This window comes from Microterricola viridarii, from assembly GCF_900104895.1.
Lineage (GTDB): Bacteria > Actinomycetota > Actinomycetes > Actinomycetales > Microbacteriaceae > Microterricola > Microterricola viridarii.
In genome coordinates this window covers 414601-434831 of sequence record NZ_LT629742.1, presented here as the reverse complement: position 1 = coordinate 434831, position 20231 = coordinate 414601, and the positions used below count along the sequence as shown (strand labels likewise).

General features: G+C 66.6%; 18 protein-coding genes. 7 read left to right on the top strand and 11 right to left on the bottom strand.

The window, feature by feature from the left end:
- Positions 1–151: 151 nt before the first annotated feature.
- Positions 152–538 carry an L-rhamnose mutarotase gene (locus BLT62_RS01995; RefSeq protein ID WP_083362554.1) on the top strand — a complete coding sequence of 129 codons (387 nt, stop codon included), beginning with the start codon at positions 152–154 and terminating at the stop codon, positions 536–538.
- A 5-nt stretch (positions 539–543) separates the two neighbouring features.
- Positions 544–1710: an L-rhamnose isomerase gene (rhaI, locus tag BLT62_RS01990; RefSeq protein WP_083362553.1), complete on the top strand. Its 1167-nt coding sequence runs from the start codon at positions 544–546 to the stop codon at positions 1708–1710.
- A gap of 78 nt (positions 1711–1788) precedes the next feature.
- Here rhaI and BLT62_RS01985 read toward each other — a convergent pair whose 3' ends face one another.
- The 8 genes from BLT62_RS01985 to BLT62_RS01950 form a co-directional block, all read right to left on the bottom strand.
- Positions 1789–2631 (bottom strand): class II aldolase/adducin family protein, encoded by an 843-nt coding sequence (locus tag BLT62_RS01985; RefSeq protein WP_231919307.1) that lies wholly within the window; start codon positions 2629–2631, stop codon positions 1789–1791.
- 7 nt (positions 2632–2638) lie between these two features.
- Positions 2639–4060 (bottom strand): rhamnulokinase, encoded by a 1422-nt coding sequence (locus tag BLT62_RS01980; RefSeq protein ID WP_083362551.1) that lies wholly within the window; start codon positions 4058–4060, stop codon positions 2639–2641.
- 10 nt (positions 4061–4070) lie between these two features.
- Complete coding sequence (locus BLT62_RS01975; protein WP_083362550.1) at positions 4071–4820, bottom strand: glutamine amidotransferase; 750 nt, start codon at positions 4818–4820, stop codon at positions 4071–4073.
- A gap of 78 nt (positions 4821–4898) precedes the next feature.
- A complete protein-coding gene (locus tag BLT62_RS01970; protein WP_083362549.1) occupies positions 4899–5462 on the bottom strand; it encodes an RpiB/LacA/LacB family sugar-phosphate isomerase in 564 nt (187 codons plus the stop codon).
- Complete coding sequence (locus tag BLT62_RS01965) at positions 5459–6418, bottom strand: ABC transporter permease (protein ID WP_231919306.1); 960 nt, start codon at positions 6416–6418, stop codon at positions 5459–5461. The genes BLT62_RS01970 and BLT62_RS01965 overlap by 4 nt, the downstream gene beginning before the upstream one ends.
- A 94-nt stretch (positions 6419–6512) precedes the next feature.
- A complete protein-coding gene (locus tag BLT62_RS01960) occupies positions 6513–7523 on the bottom strand; it encodes an ABC transporter permease (protein WP_083362547.1) in 1011 nt (336 codons plus the stop codon).
- A 1-nt stretch (position 7524) separates the two neighbouring features.
- A complete protein-coding gene (locus BLT62_RS01955) occupies positions 7525–9039 on the bottom strand; it encodes a sugar ABC transporter ATP-binding protein (protein WP_083362546.1) in 1515 nt (504 codons plus the stop codon).
- Between the two features lie 85 nt (positions 9040–9124).
- Positions 9125–10165: an autoinducer 2 ABC transporter substrate-binding protein gene (locus BLT62_RS01950; protein WP_083362545.1), complete on the bottom strand. Its 1041-nt coding sequence runs from the start codon at positions 10163–10165 to the stop codon at positions 9125–9127.
- Between the two features lie 255 nt (positions 10166–10420).
- On the opposite strand from BLT62_RS01950, the gene BLT62_RS01945 reads away from it, so the two are divergent.
- From BLT62_RS01945 to BLT62_RS01925, 5 genes are all read left to right on the top strand, one after another.
- A complete protein-coding gene (locus BLT62_RS01945; RefSeq protein WP_083362544.1) occupies positions 10421–11503 on the top strand; it encodes a LacI family DNA-binding transcriptional regulator in 1083 nt (360 codons plus the stop codon).
- 130 nt (positions 11504–11633) lie between these two features.
- Complete coding sequence (locus BLT62_RS01940; protein WP_083362543.1) at positions 11634–12395, top strand: DeoR/GlpR family DNA-binding transcription regulator; 762 nt, start codon at positions 11634–11636, stop codon at positions 12393–12395.
- Positions 12396–12471: 76 nt separating this feature from the next.
- Complete coding sequence (locus tag BLT62_RS01935) at positions 12472–14502, top strand: bifunctional rhamnulose-1-phosphate aldolase/short-chain dehydrogenase (protein WP_083362542.1); 2031 nt, start codon at positions 12472–12474, stop codon at positions 14500–14502.
- A 99-nt stretch (positions 14503–14601) separates the two neighbouring features.
- Positions 14602–16047, top strand: coding sequence for a rhamnulokinase (locus BLT62_RS01930; protein WP_083362541.1), 1446 nt, complete (start codon positions 14602–14604; stop codon positions 16045–16047).
- Positions 16048–16078: 31 nt separating this feature from the next.
- Positions 16079–17065 (top strand): serine hydrolase domain-containing protein, encoded by a 987-nt coding sequence (locus BLT62_RS01925; RefSeq protein ID WP_083362540.1) that lies wholly within the window; start codon positions 16079–16081, stop codon positions 17063–17065.
- A 42-nt stretch (positions 17066–17107) separates the two neighbouring features.
- On the opposite strand, the gene BLT62_RS01920 is transcribed toward BLT62_RS01925, so the two are convergent.
- The 3 genes from BLT62_RS01920 to BLT62_RS01910 are packed head-to-tail and all read right to left on the bottom strand — an operon-like array spanning position 17108 to position 20174.
- Positions 17108–18352 carry a cellulase-like family protein gene (locus tag BLT62_RS01920; RefSeq protein ID WP_083362539.1) on the bottom strand — a complete coding sequence of 415 codons (1245 nt, stop codon included), beginning with the start codon at positions 18350–18352 and terminating at the stop codon, positions 17108–17110.
- On the bottom strand, positions 18349–19200 hold the full coding sequence (locus BLT62_RS01915) for a carbohydrate ABC transporter permease (protein ID WP_083362538.1): 852 nt from the start codon (positions 19198–19200) through the stop codon (positions 18349–18351). The genes BLT62_RS01920 and BLT62_RS01915 overlap by 4 nt, the downstream gene beginning before the upstream one ends.
- Positions 19194–20174, bottom strand: coding sequence for a carbohydrate ABC transporter permease (locus BLT62_RS01910; protein ID WP_197675156.1), 981 nt, complete (start codon positions 20172–20174; stop codon positions 19194–19196). Before BLT62_RS01910 ends, BLT62_RS01915 begins: the two co-directional genes overlap by 7 nt.
- Positions 20175–20231 lie beyond the last annotated feature (57 nt).

The following is a 20231-nucleotide window of genomic DNA, read 5'->3' as shown; positions in this document are numbered from 1 at the left end:
GGTGAACAATCCGAGCGCCGCGCGCGCTCGGTTGACTCGGGCGCCGACGCCGGACTACTCTGTGAAGGAGCGTTTTGAAACGATTCATAAATGGCCGCCACGGAACCGCTCCCCTGCTCCGCACCACCGATCCGTAAGGGCACCTTTGACGATGAGCACCACACCGCACCGCGTGTGCTTCCAGCTCCAGCTCCGACCGGAGCGCATCGCCGAGTACCGCGAGCGGCACGCAGCGGTGTGGCCGTCGATGCTGGACGCGATCGAGGCGGCCGGGCGGCGCAACTACTCACTCTTCCTTCGGGAGGATGGCCTGCTCATCGGCTACTACGAGACCGATGACGACGCCGCATCGCAGGCCGCGCTGGAGCGCAATCCGGCGACGGCCCCCTGGGAGGCCGAGATGGCCGAGTTCTTCCTCTCCGCAGGCGGGCGCCCCGACCAAGCCGCCCCACGACTGACCGAGGTGTTCAACCTCGAAGACCAGCTGGCGGCATCCGCCCAGCGCACCACCCCCTCCACCACCGAGATCGAGAAGTGACAGACATGACGACATTCGCCTCCATCGCCAGCCAGCTCGAGGGCCAGGCCATCGAGCTGCCCTCCTGGGCGTTCGGCAACTCCGGCACGCGCTTCAAGGTGTTCGCGACGCCGGGCACCCCGCGCACCATCCAGGAGAAGCTCGCCGACGCCGCGCAGGTGCACGGCGTGACCGGCCTCGCGCCGAAGGTCGCGCTGCACATCCCGTGGGACAAGGTCGAGGACTACAGCGCACTGCGCGATTTCGCCGGCGACCTGGGCGTCGCGCTCGGCACGATCAACTCGAACACGTTCCAGGACGACGTCTACAAGTTCGGCAGCCTCACCCACACGGACGCCGCCGTTCGCCAGCGGGCGATCGACCACCACTTCGAGTGCATCGACATCATGCACGCCACCGGCTCGCAGGACCTGAAGATCTGGCTCGCCGACGGCACCAACTACCCCGGCCAGGGCGACATGCGCGGCCGCCAGGATCGCCTCGCCGACTCGCTCGGGCAGATCTACGCCCGCCTCGGTTCGGAGCAGCGCCTGGTGCTCGAGTACAAGTTCTTCGAGCCGGCTTTCTACCACACCGATGTCCCCGACTGGGGTACGAGCTACGCCCAGGTCGCCGCCCTCGGCGACAAGGCCATGGTCTGCCTCGACACCGGCCACCACGCGCCGGGCACAAACATCGAGTTCATCGTGATGCAGCTGCTGCGCCTCGGCAAGCTCGGCTCCTTCGACTTCAACTCGCGCTTCTACGCCGATGACGACCTGATCGTCGGCGCGGCCGACCCGTTCCAGCTGTTCCGGATCATGGTCGAGGTCGTCCGCGGTGGCGGCTACGGCCCGAACAGCCCCGTCGCCTTCATGCTCGACCAGTGCCACAACGTCGAGGACAAGATCCCCGGCCAGATCCGCTCCGTGCTGAACGTGCAGGAGATGACGGCCCGCGCCCTGCTCGTCGACCGCGAGGCGCTGGATGCCGCGCAGACCGCGGGCGACGTGCTCGGCGCCAACGGCATCCTCATGGACGCTTTCTACACCGATGTGCGCGGCGACCTCGCCGCCTGGCGCGAGGGACGTGGCCTGCCGGCCGACCCGATGGCCGCCTACGCGGCATCCGGCTACCAGGCCCAGATCGCTGCGGAGCGCGTCGGCGGCACCCAGTCCAGCTGGGGCGCCTAACCCCCCCCCTCAGCAGCACAGGGCGGAGGGCCGGATCTCGCGTGAGACCCGGCCCTCCGCCCTGTGCGCGCAGTCTTGTCAGCGCTGGAGGCCCGCCAGGGCAGCACGGCGCTCACGGAAGTCCGGGCGGTCGAAGTAGTGGGCGGTTGTCTCCGCACTCAGCGGGGCGACTCCTCCGGCGAGCCTCGCGCCCAGCCGCACCCTGGCGCTCTTCACCGCCATCATCGAGATGGCCTCGACACCGGCGGCCGAGTCCGATATCGCCACAATTCCGTGGTTGCCGAGCAGCACAAGCGACGGCGTCTCGCCATGCTCCTGGACGTAGCTGTCGAGGTGCTCCAGAAACACGCGACCGAGCACGATGCCCGGCTCGGCGTACGGCACGTAGAGGCTGCGGCCGAGAATCATGAATTCCTCGGAGTAGACCGGGTCGACGAAGGCCGTCTCGGCCTCGGCGCTCGCAAGCAGCGCAACCACGTCGGTCGGGTGGGTGTGCGCGACGAACTTCGCCGGCACAAATGCACGCACGGCGACGTGCACGAGCGACTCGATCGACGCCCGCACGGTTCCCCCGTCGGCCCTGGTCGCGGTGAGCGCAGCGGTTAGCGCTTCCTGACTCGCGGCCGGGTCACGCAGAATCTGGAGCAACGGCTCCAGGTCGACGGTGACGAAATCGTCGCGAGTCGCCTCAGCCATCGCTGAGCCAGAAGCCTTCACGCTGATCGTCCTGTCGCTGACGAGCTCGCTCGTGTTGCCCTCGGCGAGTATCACCAGGTCGCGCGCGGGTTCCCCCAGGCGTCTCGTCAGCGCAACCAGCTCGTCGCTGACGGAATCTGCGTGCATTCGTGCGGTCATGTTCTTAGTCCCTTCGTGGCCTTCTTCGGAAAATCGGTGGATTCGGACACCGAATGCCAGCGTCATTGCGGGGTCACCGCGGCTCGTAGCGCACCGGTTCGTTGGTACGGCGAACGAGATCGCGCAACTCGTCGAGGTCGCCAGCGATGTGTCCCATGGTGCGCGCCTGCACCAGGATGTTGCCGAGCGCGGTCGCCTCCACGGGGCCGGCCAGCACCGGCAGCCCGGCACGGTCGGCGGTGCGCTGGCACAGCAGCTCGTTCTGGCATCCGCCGCCGACGATGTGGATGCGTTGCACCGCCACACCGCCGAGGCGTCCGGCGCGCTGTGCGGCGTCGGCGAAAGCACAGGCGAGCGACTCGATGATGCACCGTGTCATCTCTGCGAGGTTCTGCGGCGGGGTAAGCCCGCGTTCGATGCACCACTCGGTGATTCGGGCGGGCATGTCCCCCGGGGGCAGGAAGCGCGCGTCGTTCACGTCGAAGACCGGCAGATCCACTGAGACGGCGGCCGCAGCCGCCAACAGGCTCTGCAACTCGACGGTCTCGCCGTGCCGCTCCCACTGTCGCACCGCCTCGGTGAGAATCCACAGGCCCATCACGTTGTGCATCAGGAGGTAGCGCCCGTCGACTCCCGCCTCGTTGGTGAAGCCCGCCAGCCGCGCCTCCTCAGAGAGCACCGGATGCGACCGCTCGACGCCCACCAAGCCCCAGGTTCCACATGAGATGTAGGCGGCCGACTCCGGCTCCATCGGCACGGCGACCACGGCCGAGGCCGTGTCGTGAGAGCCAACGGCAACGACCTCGACGCGGCGGGGGGCGCCCACCGCGCGGGCGACGTCTGCGCGCAACGGTCCGACCGCGGTGCCCGCATCGACGAGCGCAGGAAGCAGAGCCATGGGGATGCCGGCCGCAGCGACGAGCTCCGCGTTCCACTCCCGCGAGCGGGCGTCCAGCAGTCCGGTTGTCGACGCCATGGTCCTCTCCGCGATACGCGCGCCACTCAACCAATACGTGAAGAGATCCGGCATCAAGAGCGCGGAATCTGCCCACTCCACCACCTGATCTTCCGCCTCGGCGGCAAATTGATAGATCGTGTTGATGGGGAGAGTCTGGATGCCGGCCCGCCGGTATTGCTCCGCCTCGGGCATACGGGCGTTGACCCCTGCCACCACGGAGTTCGTGCGCTCATCCCGATAGTGCGTGGGATTGGCCAGCAGCCGACCGCCACGAAAGAGCCCGTAGTCCACTCCCCAGGTGTCTGTGGCCACCGAGGAGAGGTCGGGCACCTCACGAATTGCTGCAGCCACCCCGTCGAGCGCGTCTTGCCAGAGGGACAAGACGTCCCAATGCAAGCGCCCGCCGACGGGGACCGGGCGGTTCGCAAATCGCGCGAAAGTCTGCATTCTCAGCTGATCTTTGCTGACCTCGCCAACGATGACGCGCCCGCTCGTGGCGCCGAAATCGAGTGCGGCAACACGGCCGAACGCGTTCATCGTTGTGAACTCACTCGCTCTCGCGGGCGAGCCAGGTGATCAGCTGCTGCCACATCGGCTCGTAGCCGGCCCAGGCGAGAAACTCCTTCGGTAGCCAGTGCGGGGCCATGTCACTCAAGAACGCGGCCGTACGGCCAGCGCCCTCAGAGTCGACAACGAGCAGGGGGTGCGCGCCGACGGTCGCCAGCACCTCGGCACCTTCACGCGCTTCGACCCGGTGATAGCCCAGGATGGCGGGCCAGTTCTCGTCGAGTCCCTGGGTGATCGGGTGCGAGCCGACGATGCTCGCGATAGCGCCTTGCGGGGTCTCTTCGCGGTCGTCGCCCACCTCCATCTCAACCGGGAGAACCGCGGCGAGCGCGGTGTTGCGGTAGTTGGCCTTGGCTTCGATGCCCATGAAGCTGAGGTAGCCGCCGACCATGAGCAGGGAACCGCCGGCGCGGGTCCACTCGGCGAGAAGCTCGAGCCTGTTCGGCATGGCCCGACCCTCTGAAAATACCTGCGGGGGAATCAGCAGGGTGTTGGCGCCGATGTCGCTGAGCACGACAACGTCAAACTCGCGAAGCTCCTCGAGGCTGGTGGGAAATTTCGCCGCCGCAACGTGGTTGGGCTGGAACACCACCGAGTGCCCGCCGTGCTCGAGCGCGGCAATGAAGTCGGCCGCCCCCTCTTCGTAGGCCGTGGTTGTGAACGAGTCGAACCCCTTGGTGTGAACCGAGGTCGTCGACCACGACTCCCCTGCCAATAACACGCGTGCCATGAGGCGCTCCCTTCTGAACGTCTGAACTGGGTTGAACTACTGAGCTGTCTGTCTGTGCTGAGTTGCGACGCGAGCGCGCTAGTACGCGAGCCCGCTCGGCTCCGGCCCCATCGTCACGGTGGGCTTGTCAACGAGCTCGAAGCCGTTGGCCTTGTATGCCTCGTAGTCGAAGTTCTCGCACTCGTCGAAGCCGAGTTGGTGGTACTCGGCAAAGCCTCGCCAGTTCTCGTAGCCGTCGCCGAACGACGACTCGAGAAAAGCGTCGGCCATTGCCATGGCAAGGCGCGGAGCCGTGTAAAAGGCGCCCATCGCAAGGACATTGCAGTTGTTCGCGGTCGAGGCGCGCAGCGCCGCCGGCACAGTCTCGGCCACGGCGGCGTGCACGTGCGGGCATTTGCTGGCGGCAACATGGATGCCCATGCCGGTGCCACAGAAGGCGAGGGCCTTCTCAAACTCGCCTTCGGCGATTTTCGCCCCCACCATGAAGCCGGCCCGCTGGTACATCGGCGCGTCGTCCAGCGTCGGCGTCAAGTCGGTGACGCTCCATCCGCGCGCCTGCAGGTGAGCCTTCACCGCTTCCTTGAGCGGATACCCGGCGAAGTCGGCGCTCACCACGACGTGGCGATCCTTGGTCATTTTCATGAGGTTGTCCCTTTCCAGCGGAAGAGTCGAGCGAGATGGTCACGTTTGTCCCACTGGTTGACAACGATGACCAGAAGGAGCACACCGCCCCAGATGAGTGGGCGGTAGAAGTTGCTGATGTGGGGGAAGGTGTTCAGCAGCGAGGAGAGCACCTGCAGCACGACAACGGCGAGGATCACGCCGGCGAGGCGCCCCGATCCGCCATTGGGGTTCACGCCACCGAGCACGACGATGAGGATCGCCAGCAACGTGTAGGTCGAGCCATAATCAGCCTTCGCCGAGTTGTAGTTGCCGAGCATCACCAGACCGGCCACCGAGGCGAGGAGTCCGGAGATCATGTAGGTGCGGATGGTGAGGCTCGTCGTCTTGAGCCCGCTGAACTCTGCCGCGGTCTCATTCGATCCCAGCATGTAGAGCTTCGTGCCGAATGCGGTCTTGTACATCAGCACGCCGATGACCATGGTGGCAACGATGAAGATGATCAGCGGCATGGGGATGACACCGAACAGCCGGCTCGCCATCACCTCGCCATATTGCGGCGGTAGGCCGCTTGTGGGCTTTCCTCCGCTGATGATCACGGCGATGCCGGTGAAGAGCTCGAAGGTGCCCAGAGTCACGAGGATCGCCGGGATCTTCACTTTCGCCACCAGGAAACCGTTGAAGGCGCCGGCAAGTGCGCCGACCAGCAGCGAGAAGAAGATCGCCGCCATCAGGGCGAGGTAGCCCTGCGGGCTGTCTGAGCCGGTAGGCGCGATCGACAGCATCAGGGTGGCGCTGCCGATGGCGGTCATGTTCGCGATGCCCACGACCGACAGATCGATGCCACCGATGATCATGGTGAGCATGACGCCGAGCGCCATCAGCCCGAACTCCGGAAACTGGACGGCCATGGACTGCCAGGTGGCGAGCCGGAAGAAGTTCTCCGTTCTGACGAGCGCGAAGAACAGCAGAAGCACGACGAGAATCGAAGCAAGGCGCGTGACGTGCTGGTCGCGGAAGAGCCGGACTCGCGAACGCGATGTCGTTATTGCAGTCATTGCAGTCTCTTTCTCAGATCAGTGCGGTTTTGCGCTTGCGGGCTCGGGTGAGCTGGACGGCCGAGATTCCGGTTCCGACGATGATCAGAACGCCCAAGGCGAATCCCTGCCAGAAAGTGGGGACGCCGACGAGGATCATGCTGTTCTGCACGATCACGATGAGCAGCGTTCCCAACATGGCGCCCGTCAGGGTGCCCGTGCCGCCAGTGATGGCGGTACCGCCCAGAACGACGGCGGCGATCACCATCAACTCCATACCGAGAAGGTTGGTCGGGTGCATCTGGTCCATCATGCTCGTGCGCACGAGGCCGGCGATGCTGGCGATCACACCCACGATGACGTAGAGCCAGAACTTCATCCTGCGCACGTTGAACCCTGCGCGGGATGCCGCACTCTCATCTCCGCCGAGTGCGTAGATTCCGCGACCGAACGTGGTGTACCGCAGCATGACGAACGCGGCCAAGACCACCCCGACGAGCAGAAGGAACGACATGGGCATGTTCGAGGTGAGACCAGAGTCGGGGTTGGTCGCCACGAACAGCGTCGCCCGCCCGAACTCGCTCATGGCCGGCGGAATGTTCGGGATCTGCACGGAGCCGAGTGCCCCCTGCATGATGCCGGAGAACACGCTCGCTGTGCCCAACGTGATGATCAGGACCGGCACTGCGAAGCGGGAGGCGAACCATCCGTTCAAGGAGCCGAGCACTGCTCCGATCGCCATGACGATCAGAAACGGGAGCCAGAGGTCGCCCTCATAACCCGCATCGACGAGGATGCGGGTTGTCGCGTAGACCGCCAGCGAGGCGAGCGCCGGAAAAGACACGTCAATGCCGCCGGAGACCAGCACCATGAACGCGCCGACGGCGAAGATGCCCGGCACGACCATCGCGTTCGCGATGTCGACGAGATTGTTGGCTGTGAAGAACTGGCCGCTCCTGGCCTGAATCACGATGGCAAGCACGACGATGACGAGGAACAGGTAGAACTCGTTTGATCGCACGAGTTTCTGGGGAAGTGCGCGCATCTCAGCTGATCCCTTCGAGGGTTTGCACGTCTTTCGACATCAGGGTGGCCAGCTCGAGTTCCGAGGTCTGCGTGGGGTCGAGCTCGCTCACGATGCGGCCAGCGTTCATCACCAGAACGCGATTGCAGTTCTGAATGACCTCGGGGATGTCGTCAGAGATCACGATCACGGCGAGCCCCTCAGCGGCCAGCTCTCGCAGAACACGGTGAATGTCGTGTTTGGATCCGATGTCCACGCCCACCGTTGGTCCGTTGAGAATCAACACACGGGGCTTGGTCGCCAGCCATTTGGCGAGCACGATGCGCTGTTGATTGCCGCCAGAGAGGGTGCTCACCGCGTTCTGGGCGTCCGGGGTGGCGATGCGCAGATCGGTGATCCATCGCTGTGCCTCGGCATCTGCCTTGTCTTGCTCCAACACACCCAGCGAGGAGACAAAGGAGTCGATCTCACTGATCACGATGTTGGAACCGATCGAGCGCTCGAGGAACAGCCCCTCGGTCAGACGGTCTTCCGGCACATAGCCGATTCCGTGAGAAATCGCCGTGCGCACGCTGTCCAACACGACCGCCTTGCCGTCGATGCGGATCTCCCCGGAGTCGCTCTTGAGCGAGCCGAAGAGGGCCAGCGCCAATTCCGTGCGCCCGGATCCGAGCAGCCCGGTGATTCCGAGGATCTCGCCCGGCCGCAACGACAGGTTCACATCCGAGAATGCACCGTGCGCCGAGAGCCGGGAGGTTTCGAGAATCGGCTGGGTTGCTCTGATCTGCGGCGTGAACCGCGCGTCATCGAACTCACGCCCCGTCATGAAGAAGGAGAACTTCTTGTGATCGAGTTCTTCGGGAAGGCAGGTGATCACATGCTTGCCGTTCCGAATGATGGTGAAGCGCTCGCTGATCTCGAAGACTTCCTCGAGTTTGTGGCTCACGAAGAGGGTGGCGATGCCGCGAGATTTGAGGTCGAGGATGATGCCGAAGAGAGCGTCGACCTCACGCTTGGTGAGCGCCGTCGTCGGCTCATCCATGATGATCAGCCGGGCGTCGCTCATCAACGCCCTGGCGATCGCCACCAACTGCTTCTGCGCAACGGAGAGCTGACCGACCTTCGCGTCCAGATCGATCTTGACGTTGATCTTCGCGATCGCCTCTGTGGCGATCCGCCGCATCCGTCGCCAGTTGACGAACGTTCGATGCTCGGCGAGCTCCGCCGTGAGAGCGAGGTTCTCCATCACCGTGAGGTTGGGGAAGACGGAGAAATCCTGATAGATGACCTGCACGCCGTTGGAGATCGCCTCCATTGGGGTGAGCTTGGAGAATTCCTTCCCATTCAGCTCGATCGTGCCTTCATCGGCCGCGTGCACGCCCGAGATCACCTTGATGAGCGTGGATTTCCCGCTCCCGTTCTCCCCCGCAAGACAGTGAATTTCGCCCGGAGCGATCTCCAAGGAAATGGTGTCCAGCGCCTGCACGCCGGCAAAGGCCTTGCTGACGCCACGTACCGCGATGACGTTGTCCACCATCGGCGCATCCTTTCAATATGGTGCATGTGGCGGCCCGGGCAGAGCGGTCGAACGCTCTGCACCGGGCCGCGTGAGGTGCTGTGGTTTAGAAGCCGAACTCGTCGACGTTGTCCTTGTTGATGACGACCCACCCGTTGCCCTCGAGCACCTTGTCGCTGCCCTTGGCGAACTTCATGTCCTCGTAGCCCTTGACACCGAGGTCGACGCCATCGGCGATCTCTTCGCCGTTCAGGATCAGAGTGGCCAGCGCGGCCAGCGCATAGCCGGCATCCGCCGGGTCCCAGAGCGTGAGGGACTTGACGAGACCCTTCTGCAGGATTCCCTTGTTGGCGGCGGGCATTCCCGTGCCGCTGACGAACACCTTGCCGGTGAGTCCGAGTTCCTCGATGGCGCGAGCGACACCGGGAGCGTCGAATGACGACGTGCCGACGATGCCCTTGATCTCGGGGTACTTCTTCAGAAGCTCCTTGGCCGACTGGTAGGCGACCTCGCCGTCATCCTGTGACTCGACGCGCGGCTCCGCAGCGAGGAGGGTCATGTTGGGGTAGGCCTCTGCCTGCTTCGCAACTGCGCCATCGGCCCACTCGTTGTGCGAAGCGTTCGTGACGTGGCCGACCATCGTCGTGTAGACGCCCTCTTCACCCATCGCCTCGGCGAGGTTGTCCATGATGAACCCGCCGTAGTCGGTGTTGTTGAAGGCCTCGATGTCGTACATCGTGTTCTCCTGGCTGGCGCCCTCGTGGGTGACCACGACGATGCCGGCATCGAGTGCCTGCTTGAGAACCGTCTCCAGCGCGCCCGGGTCAACCGGAACCACGCCGATCGCGTCCACGCCCTGCGCGATCAGGTCTTGAATCACCTGGGCCTGCATGGTGGCGTCGGTCTCGGCCGGGCCCTTCTGGTAGACGTCGAGGCCGGTGTCGGCCGCATACTGCTTGACACCGTCCTCCATGCGAACGAACCAGGGGTTCGTGGAGTCCTTGGGAACGATGGCGATCGTGTAGTCGCCATCGCCCGCGGCGCCCGCTTCTGGAACGGAGGTGCCTCCGGCGGCGCAGCCAACCAGGCCGAGGCTGAGCACTGCGGCGAGGCCGAGTGTCAGGCCGGAAAAGCGTCGTTGCTTCATGTTGTTCTCCTCGATGTCACTGCAGGGTGCGACGACGAAGGGCCTGAAGGCATCAGTGATCCCGCGCCGGTGCGTGATGTGTAGGGTATTTGAATCGCTTCATTTTCTGAAGCGCTTCAAAAGTACACGCAGCGCACCCGGTCTGCAACTTATTCGCCGCTGGCAAGCTCACACTCGCCGCCTCGGCGGTGAGCAGTCGGGAGTTGATAGTGTGAGCGCTCAGCTTGCTGCCGATTGCAAGGAGAACCAGTCTCGATGAGCAAAGCCGCAGACTCGTCAGCTCGTGCCTCCGTCAAGATCCGCGACGTGGCAGCGTTCGCGGACGTCTCGACGGGAACGGTTTCCAACACGATCAACCACCCCGAACGCGTGCACCCGCGCACACGCCTGCTGGTGGAGCAGGCCATTCAGGAGCTCGGCTTTGTGCCGAACCAGCAGGCGCGCGTGCTCACAGGAGCCGTGAGCAATGTGATCGGGCTGGTCGTGCTCGATGTCGAGAGCCCGTTCTATATGGGAACAGCCCATGCCGTTGAACGCTCGGTCCGAGATTCGGGACTCGTCGTCATGCTCTGCAACTCGGAGGGTGAGATCGTTCGAGAGTCTGCACTGCTCTCCATGCTCGCTGCGCAGCACGTTCGCGGTGTTCTGCTCGCGCCGGCGACGCCGGAGGAGCACGCCGATCGCTACGTGAAACTTCCACAGGACCTGCCGGTCGTGCTCCTCGACTTCGACGGCGGCGCTACGCATTGCTCGGTGTCTGTCGACAACGTCGCCGGAGGCGCTCTGGCAGTGCGACACCTGCTGGATCTCGGGCATGAGCGGATCGCGTATGTGGGTGGATCGCTCAGCCTCCGCCAATTCGCGCAACGTGCGGCCGGAGCCCGCCAGGCGATGACTGACGCCGGGCTGGACCCCGAGAAGATGCTCACAGAAGTCAGCGTTTCTGGCCTCGGCATCCGCGACGGCCAACGAGCCGTCGAACTCCTCCTGGAGGGGACACTGCCCGAGGCCATCTTCTGCGGAAACGACATGCTCGCCTTCGGCGTGTACCGCGGACTGGTGAATGCCGGCCTGCGTGTGCCGGAAGATGTCGCACTAGTCGGTTATGACGACATCGACTTCGCGAAGAACTGGGTCGTGCCGCTGACCTCGATTCGCCAACCCATTGACGACCTCGGCCATCAGGCCGCACAGCTCCTGCTCGACCACTCCTCGCGCGATTCCAGCCACGTGCACCGTCAAGTCATACTGAAGCCCGAACTCGTGGTGCGCCGTTCGACTGATCGACGAGCCGAGCCTCGCAGTCCCGGAAGCGCCGGCGGCACGGTCACACGCTGACGCTTCGGCGGTAGCCCTCGCCCCGAGTGGCAATCGGGCGGATGCCGCGGGTGCATCGAGGCCGGACGGCCGCCGGATTGGTCGTTTGTGTGTGTTGTAACATGAACGGTCACGACGCGAAGGAGTCCAGATGGCCACCAGCGGAACAGTGGGGGCAGAACAGCGCCGCCTGGCACTCGTCAGCCGCCTGCAACGTGACGGCGCACTCCAGATCGACGAGGCGGCCGCCGAGCTCGGCGTCTCTACGATGACCGTACGCCGCGACCTCGACGACCTCGGGGCGGAAGGCCTGCTGCGCCGGGTGCGCGGTGGGGCCGTGGCGATCACCGGCCCCCGGCCGTTCAGCGAGCGCCGCACGGTACGCAGCCGGGCGAAACAGCTCATCGCCGAGAAGGCACTCGCCCTGATCCCCCGCAGCGGGGCGATCGCCCTTGATGCGTCGACGACGGCCGGCACGATCGGGGCCTCGATCGGCGAGCGTTCCGGTCTCACCGTCGCCACGAACTCCTACGAGAACTTCCGCACCATGCGCGGCATGCCGGGCGTCGAGCCGATTCTCATCGGCGGCGCTCTCGAGGCGGCCACCGACAGTTTCGTCGGGCTCGTGGCCTGCCAGGCGGCGGCTTCCATGCTCTACCAGCGCTTCTTCACCTCGGCCTCCGCCCTGGATGCGGCACTCGGCACCTCGGAGGTCTCGTTGCCCGAGAGCCAGACCAAGAAGGCCTTCGCCGGCGTCTCTCGTGAGCTCATTCTCTGCATCGACTCCTCGAAGCTCGGCGATCGCTCTATCGCCCTCTGCTTCACGCTTGCCGACATCGCCGTGATGATCACGGAGCTTGACCCCGGAGACGCCCGCCTCGACGAGTACCGCGAGCTGGTCGAGCTGCGCTGAACCGCTTGCGCCTCAAGTGACTTGTTGTTAGATTTCACAGATACGAACATTCAAGTTTGAGCAAAGGATTCCGCACGTGAGCACCCCAGCAGACCTCATCGCGCGGTCGAACCGCCTCGGCGCCGACCCCAAGAACACCAACTATGCGGGCGGCAACACCAGCGCCAAGGGCATCGAGACCGACCCGGTCACCGGTGAGCCGGTCGAGCTGATGTGGGTGAAGGGCTCCGGCGGCGACCTCGGCACGCTCACCGAGTCCGGCCTCGCCGTACTCCGCGTCGACCGGCTGCGCGCCCTCGAGGGCGTCTACGCCGGCCTCGACCGCGAGGACGAGATGGTCGCCGCGTTCGACTACACGCTGCACGGCAAGGGCGGCGCCGCCCCGTCGATCGACACCGCTATGCACGGCCTCGTCGACGCCGCCCACGTCGACCACCTGCACCCCGACTCCGGCATCGCCATCGCCACGGCAGCCGACGGCGAGGCGCTGACCTCGACCATCTTCGGCGACAAGGTCGTCTGGGTGCCGTGGCGCCGCCCCGGCTTCCAGCTGGGCCTCGACATCGCCGCCATCAAGGCCCAGAACCCGGCCGCGATCGGCTGCATCCTGGGCGGCCACGGCATCACCGCGTGGGGCGACACCAGCGACGAGGCAGAGGCCAACTCGCTCTGGATCATCGACACCGCGGCCGCCTACATCGCCGAGAACAGCACGGCCGAGCCCTTCGGCCCCGCGCTGGAGGGCTTCGCCGCGCTGGGCGAGGCCGAGCGCCTGGCCAAGGCCGCCGCACTCGCCCCCGTCATCCGTGGCCTCGCCTCGACCGACAAGCCCATGGTCGGCCACTTCACGCACAGCGCGGAGGTGCTGGACTTCCTGGCCTCCAGCGAGCACCCGCGCCTCGCCGCGCTCGGCACCAGCTGCCCCGACCACTTCCTGCGCACCAAGGTCAAGCCGATGGTGCTGGACCTGCCCTCCGACGCCTCGGTCGAGGACTCGATCGCCCGCCTCGAGGAGCTGCACACCGAGTACCGCGCCGACTACCAGGCCTACTACGACCGCAACGCGGTCGAGTCCAGCCCCGCCATCCGCGGTGCAGACCCGCTCATCGTGTTGGTTCCCGGCGTCGGCATGTTCAGCTTCGGCGCCAACAAGCAGACTGCCAGGGTGGCCGGCGAGTTCTACGTGAACGCCATCAATGTGATGCGCGGCGCGGAGGGCATCTCCAGCTACGCCCCGATCGACGAGGCGGAGAAGTTCCGCATCGAGTACTGGGCCCTCGAAGAGGCCAAGCTGGCGCGGATGCCGAAGCCGAAGCCCCTCGCCAGCCGCATCGCGCTCGTCACCGGTGCCGCCTCCGGCATCGGCAAGGCCATCGCCGTGCGCCTGGCCGCCGAGGGCGCCTGCGTCGTCATCGCCGACCTCGACCTGGCCAAGGCGCAGGCCGCCGCGGCCGAGCTGGGCAGCACCGACGTCGCCATCGGCGTCGCCGCCGACATCTCGAACGAGGCCGCCGTGCAGGCGGCCATCGACGCGGCCGTCCTGGCCTTCGGTGGGCTCGACCTGGTCGTGAACAACGCCGGCCTCTCGCTCTCGCGCCCCCTGCTGGAGACCACCGAGGCCGACTGGGACCTGCAGCACAACGTGATGGCCAAGGGCTCCTTCCTCGTCTCGAAGAACGCAGCCCGGGTGCTGATCGCCCAGAAGCTCGGCGGCGACATCGTCTACATCTCCTCGAAGAACTCGGTCTTCGCCGGCCCGAACAACGTCGCCTACTCGGCCACCAAGGCCGACCAGGCCCACCAGGTGCGCCTGCTGGCGGCCGAGCTCGGCGAGCACGGCATCAAGGTCAACGGCATCAACCCGGACGGCGTCGTGCGCGGCTCCGGCATCTTCGCCTCGGGCTGGGGCGCGAACCGCGCCGCCACCTACGGCATCGAGGAGGAGGACCTGGGCAAGTTCTACGCCCAGCGCACCATCCTCAAGCGCGAGGTCGTGCCCGAGAACGTCGCGAACGCCGTGTTCGTGCTGTGCTCGAGCGACCTCTCGCACACGACCGGCCTGCACATCCCCGTCGACGCGGGCGTCGCGGCTGCGTTCCTGCGCTAGCCTGCGCCCACACCGATTGTCCCGGCCGCCGGGCGCCCCGACACGGGCGCCCGGCGGCCGGGATCGCTGAGCGAACCACGAATCAAGGAGTACCCCAGAATGGCCAACGGAACAGTCGCCGCCGTGGACCTCGGCGCCACCAGCGGCCGGGTCATGCTCGGCCATGTCGGCCCGGACGAGCTCCGGCTCGAGGCGGTCAACCGCTTCCCGAACACCCCGGTGCAGACGCCGGGCGGGCTGCACTGGGACGTGCTCGGGCTGTACCAGTCCGTTCTGGAGGGGCTGGGCCAGGCGGGCCGCCTGCAGCCGGGACTGGCGAGCATCGGCATCGACTCCTGGGCCGTCGACTACGGCCTGCTGCGCGGCGACCGCCTGCTCGGCGTGCCGTTCCACTACCGCGACCCCCGCAACACCGCCGCCGTTCCCGCCGTGCACGAGCGCGTGCCGTTCGCCGAGCTCTACGCCGAGAACGGGCTGCAGTTCCTGCCGTTCAACACGCTCTACCAGTTCGAGGCGGAGCGGGCAGCCGGCCTCCTCGACGTGGCCGACCGCGCGCTGCTGGTGCCCGACCTGATCGCCTTCTGGCTCACCGGCGCGCAGCGGGCCGAGAGCACCAACGCCTCGACGACCGGCCTGCTCACTCTCGGCGGCGAGCCGCGCTGGAACGATTCGCTGATCGAGCTACTCGGCCTCCCCCGCGGCCTGTTCCCCGAGCTGGTCCAGCCCGGGGAGCTCATCGGCACCCTGCTGCCCCGCCTGGCCGCGTCCACCGGCCTGCGCGCGTCGACGCCGATCATCGCGGTCGGCTCGCACGACACGGCATCCGCGGTGGTGGCCGTGCCCATGACCGACCCGGATGCCGCCTACATCTCCTGTGGCACCTGGGGCCTGGTCGGCGTCGAGCTGGAGCGGCCGGTGCTCACCGAGGCCAGCCGGGCCGCCAACTTCACGAACGAGGGCGGTGTCGACGGCCGGGTGCGCTTCCTGCACAACGTGATGGGAACCTGGCTTCTCAGCGAGTCGGTGCGCACCTGGCAGCAGGCCGACCCGAGCGTCTCGCTGCTGCCGCTCGTCGCCGCCGCCGAGGCCGTCACCGGCCCGGTCGCCGTCTTCGACGCGAACGACCCGCGCTTCATGGAGCCGGGCGACATCCCCTCCCGCATCGCCGCCTGGTGCACCGAGCACGGCCAGCCCGTGCCGGCCAGCCAGGCCGAGTTCGTGCGCAGCATCATCGAGAGCCTGGCGGAGGCATTCGCGCGCGCCGTGCGGGCGGCATCCGACCTCTCGGGCAAGACGGTGCGCACGATCCACATCGTGGGCGGCGGCTCGCAGAACGCGCTGCTCTGCCAGCTCACCGCCGACCACGCCGGCGTGCCCGTGCAGGCGGGGCCGGTCGAGGCCACCGCGCTCGGCAACGTGCTTGTGCAGGCCCGTGCGGCCGGGCTCGTCTCCGGCGACCTCGAGTCGCTGCGTGCCTTGGTGGCGGCGAACTTCGAGCCCCTGCACTACACGCCGCGCTCGCAGCGCGACGCCCGACGAGGCTGAGCATGGCCGCCGAGCTGCGGGAACGGATCGCGTGAGAGGCTTCGCCCATGCCGTCGATTGGGCGCGCAGCCGTGTGGCGGCCGGCGCGCTGCCGACCGCGGTGCTCGGCATCGCGAGCGCGAACGGCGTGCACGAGCTTGCCGCATTCGGGGCGAGCGGGGGCCGCCCGGCGCACGTCGACGACCACTTCCCACTGTTCTCGGTAACGAAGCCACTCCTGGCCATGACGGCCCTGCGTGAAGTGGAGCGCGGGCGGCTTGCGCTGACGGACGCGCTGAGCGGCGTGCTACCCGAGTTCGGGCGCAATCGCTCCGACTCGGTCGAGCTGCGCCACCTGTTGAACCACAGCTCGGGCATCGCCGAGCCACCCCTGCACACCCCCGGCGGCCTGCGCCGCTCGCTGCTCACTGCCTCCGCCGACTTCGCGGCCGGCACCGCCACGCGCTACTCCAGCATCGCCTTCGAGGGCATCGCCGCGATGACCCAGCATGCTGCCGGCCGCCCGTGGGAACACGCCGTCTCCGCAGTGATGGCGGATGCCGGCGCACACGGCGTCACCTTCGACGCCGCCTGCGAGCCGCACCCGATCTACGGCGCCGACGACGTCGGCCTCGATTACACCCGGTTCCAGGAGCTGCGCCATCCCGGCGCCGGGGCCTATGCGCGCGCCCGCGACCTTCTCGCACTCGGCCAGGCCCTGCTGCGGCAGGACCCGACGGTGCTGCACCCCGCGACCCTTGCCGCCATGCTGCGCCCCACCACGGCGCGGTTGTTCAAACTGCCGCCATACACGGCAGAGCTCGGCCAAGACTGGGGCCACGGCTGGAACCTGCGCCACTCGGCGCCCGGCTTGCTGGAGCGCTCCGTCTACGGCCACGGCGGCTGGAACGGGACCGAGTTCTGGGTCTACCCCACGCTGAACGTCTGCTTCGTGCTGCTCACCAATCGGATGGCGCCCGACCGGAACCGGGTGAACGTCGACCAGCTGCACAACGCAGTCGTCGTCGGGGCCCGCTGACCCGAGGGATCAGCGGGCCCGACGAGCCGGCGACACGACGGCTCAGTGGCCGAGGACAACAGCATTCAGGCGCTTTTGCCAGGCGACATCCGCCCACATCGGGTGGTGCGGGGCGGCGTTCGAGCAGAGCACCATGCCCCACGCCCCGTTCTCCAACGCCGTGCGGATGCCGTGCTCGGCGAGGGAACGGCCGACCGGGCCCTCCTCGAACTGCCCGCCGAGCGGGGTGTAGCCGATCCAGCCCTCTCCGATCACGTGCGGCATCCCGGCCCGATCCGCCCAGGCTGCGACCGCAGCCAGACGCGACTCGATCTCGCGCTGCATCGCCTCGCGATGCAGCGCGTAGTTCTCGTACAGCCAGAGGTCCCAGCGGTCGGTGTCGATCCAGTCGTAGCCGTAGATCATCTGGTCGGTTATCACGGTGGCTTCCAGTTTCCACGGTTCGGGCATGCCGTACTCGGCAAATCCAGGCGCATCCGGCAACAGCAGGCTCTGCAGCATGGCGTTGGGGAATCCGTCACTGCCATGCGCCCGGAGATCGATCAACGACTGCAGCGCGTCCAGCACACCGTAGGAGTAGATGTGGAACTGCGCCACATCGATGCCGGCGGGGATCTGAGCCATGTCCAGGTGTGGCGGCTTGCCCCAACTGGCGGTGACCAGCTGGCCGGGGTGCGCGTCGCGCACCGCCTGAATCGCTTCGAGCGCCGCGGCATCCAGCCCGCCCACCAGAGAGAAGTCGATCTCGTTGTGCAGCTCGGTGAACGCGATGAGATCGGCGAAGTCGTGATCGTCCAGAAAGCGGAGCATCGCGTCTGCCGCGGCGGCCAGCCGCGGCAGCCGCTCGCCGACCGGGATCGCGTCGATCGCCCGCCACCACGCGGGGTCGGCGGCAAAGGAGGCCGACTGCTGGTACTCCCAGCTGGCCAAGATCACGACGAAACCGTGCCGGCGTGCAGCCGCGAACAGCTCGAGCAAGCGCGCGAGCACGTCGATCTCGTAGCCACCCACGACGTCGTACCAGCGAGTGCGCTGGCCGTAATAGCCCCCCGCCGGTGCCGGGCCGAGCCCGCCGATGCGCACTGTCGTTGGCACGTCGAGACCGCCGAAGAGCAGCATCGGCGCGGCGCAGATGCGCACAGTGTTGTAACCGCGTTCCGCCGCCTCGGCGAACGCGCGGTCGATGTCCTCGAACGGCTCCGCCGCGCCCGCCCTGGTGTACCAGGAGAAGTCCCAGAGGGTGATCGCCAGCCGCTCCGGCAAGTGTGAGGGAATCACGTGCGTCATCCCTTGGTCGCCCCCGCAGTCAGACCGGCCCGCCAGAAGCGCTGCAGCGAGACCATGACGAGCACGAGCAGGATCGCCGAGACCGCCGCTCCGGTGACAACGAGCACGTAGAAGATGGGGTCGCGCTGGGTCTGGCCATTCCAGAGCGTGAGGCCGAGGGTGACGGGGAAGGTGCGGGGGTCGTTCAACATCACCAGCGGCAGCAGATAGTTGTTCCAGACGGCAACGAACTGGAACAGGAAGATCGTCACGATGGCCGGAGTCATCATTCGTGTGCTCATGGTCCAGAAGATGCGCAGGTCACCCGCCCCGTCCAGACGCGCAGCCTCGATCACCTCGTCGGGGATCGACTCCTTCGAGTAGATCCGGGCCAGGTAGACACCGAACGGGCTCACCATGCTGGGCAGCAGAACGCTCCAGTAGGAGCCGGTGAGGCCCACCGAGTTGAGCAGGAAGTACAGCGGCAGGGCGATGACGGTGGCTGGGACCAGCACGCCACCGAGCACGGCGCTGAAGATGAACTCGCGCCCCTTGAACTCGTACTTGGCCATTGCGTAGCCGGCCGTCGTCGCCATAACGGTGGCGAAGAGTGCGCCGACGCCGGAGTAGAGCAGGCTGTTGAGCAGCCAGTTCGGGTAGAGGCCGTTGTCCTGGGTGAACAGCCGACCGAGGTTCTCGAACAGCTGCGGGCTGTCGGAGAACCAGAGCCCGAAGGTGCCGAACAGGTCGGCGGAGTTCTTCGTCGCCGCGAAGAGCACCCAGACCAGTGGCAACAGGAAGTACGCCGCAGCGGCGACCATCACCGCCATCACAGGCACGGAGGTGAGGAATGAACGACGGCCTACCATGCGCGGTTTCCCTTTCGGTTGACGGCACTCAAGAAGCCGAATGAGAAGACGAAGGCGATGATCGCGACGATCACGGCCATGGCGGCGGCCAAGTTGGGGTCACTTTGCGAGAAGGCCTGGTTGTATGCCGCGAGGTTCGGAGTGAAGTCGGAGTTGATCGCGGTGGTGAGGGGCTTCAGCACAAGCGGCTCGACGAAGAGCTGCAGGGTGCCGATGATGGTGAAGACGGTGACCATGATGATGGTGGGCCGCAGCAGCGGGATCTGGATGTTGCGGATGATGTGCCACTGGTTCGCGCCGTCGATGCGGGCTGCCTCGTAGAGCTCCGCGGGGATCGACTGCAGGGTGGCGATCAGGATCAGCATGTTGTAGCCGGCGAAGCCCCACAGCGCGATGTTCGCGATGGCGAAGAGCACCGAATCCGGCCCGAGCGGAATCAGGTTGATGCCGATGTTGCTGAGGCCCTGCAGGACGGGGCTGGTGGTGGGGATGTACAGGAAGCCCCACAGCAGCGACGCGATGACGCCGGGAACGCCGTAGGGCATGAAGTAGATCACGCGGAAGAGACGGGGGAAGTAGCCCTTGCCCGACTCGAGCAACAGGGCGAGCGCCAGGGCGCCGCCGATCATCAGGGGCACCTCGATGATGGCGAACAGGATGACGCGGCCGATGCTCTCCATGAACGATGGCGTGCCGAGCGCCTTGGCGTAGTTCTCCAGGAACACGAATACGCGCTCCGGGGCGCCGAACCCGAGGCCGCTGCTCTGCATCGCGAAGAGGCTGTCCCAGATGGCGTAGCAAATGGGGAGCACGAAGAACGCGATGAAGAAGATCACGAACGGTGCGAGGAAGATCACCAGCGGCAGCCGGATCTTTCTCCTCGCGGTGCGCGCGGGCCCGGCGGGTGCTGTGGCGGCGGGCGGCTGCGCCTCGATGTCCTCAGCGAGGCGAACGGCGGTGGTTGCTTGTGTCACGGTGTCCTCAGGGAAGTGAACGGTGGCGGCGACACTTGCGTGTCGCCGCCACCAGAC

Coding starts and splice junctions, on each gene's coding strand:
- BLT62_RS01995 (WP_083362554.1), top strand. CDS start 152: ATGAGCACCACACCGCACCGCGTGTGCTTCCAGCTCCAGCTCCGACCG.
- rhaI (WP_083362553.1), top strand. CDS start 544: ATGACGACATTCGCCTCCATCGCCAGCCAGCTCGAGGGCCAGGCCATC.
- BLT62_RS01985 (WP_231919307.1), bottom strand. CDS start 2,631: ATGACGCTGGCATTCGGTGTCCGAATCCACCGATTTTCCGAAGAAGGC.
- BLT62_RS01980 (WP_083362551.1), bottom strand. CDS start 4,060: ATGAACGCGTTCGGCCGTGTTGCCGCACTCGATTTCGGCGCCACGAGC.
- BLT62_RS01975 (WP_083362550.1), bottom strand. CDS start 4,820: ATGGCACGCGTGTTATTGGCAGGGGAGTCGTGGTCGACGACCTCGGTT.
- BLT62_RS01970 (WP_083362549.1), bottom strand. CDS start 5,462: ATGAAAATGACCAAGGATCGCCACGTCGTGGTGAGCGCCGACTTCGCC.
- BLT62_RS01960 (WP_083362547.1), bottom strand. CDS start 7,523: ATGCGCGCACTTCCCCAGAAACTCGTGCGATCAAACGAGTTCTACCTG.
- BLT62_RS01955 (WP_083362546.1), bottom strand. CDS start 9,039: ATGGTGGACAACGTCATCGCGGTACGTGGCGTCAGCAAGGCCTTTGCC.
- BLT62_RS01950 (WP_083362545.1), bottom strand. CDS start 10,165: ATGAAGCAACGACGCTTTTCCGGCCTGACACTCGGCCTCGCCGCAGTG.
- BLT62_RS01945 (WP_083362544.1), top strand. CDS start 10,421: ATGAGCAAAGCCGCAGACTCGTCAGCTCGTGCCTCCGTCAAGATCCGC.
- BLT62_RS01940 (WP_083362543.1), top strand. CDS start 11,634: ATGGCCACCAGCGGAACAGTGGGGGCAGAACAGCGCCGCCTGGCACTC.
- BLT62_RS01930 (WP_083362541.1), top strand. CDS start 14,602: ATGGCCAACGGAACAGTCGCCGCCGTGGACCTCGGCGCCACCAGCGGC.
- BLT62_RS01920 (WP_083362539.1), bottom strand. CDS start 18,352: ATGACGCACGTGATTCCCTCACACTTGCCGGAGCGGCTGGCGATCACC.
- BLT62_RS01915 (WP_083362538.1), bottom strand. CDS start 19,200: ATGGTAGGCCGTCGTTCATTCCTCACCTCCGTGCCTGTGATGGCGGTG.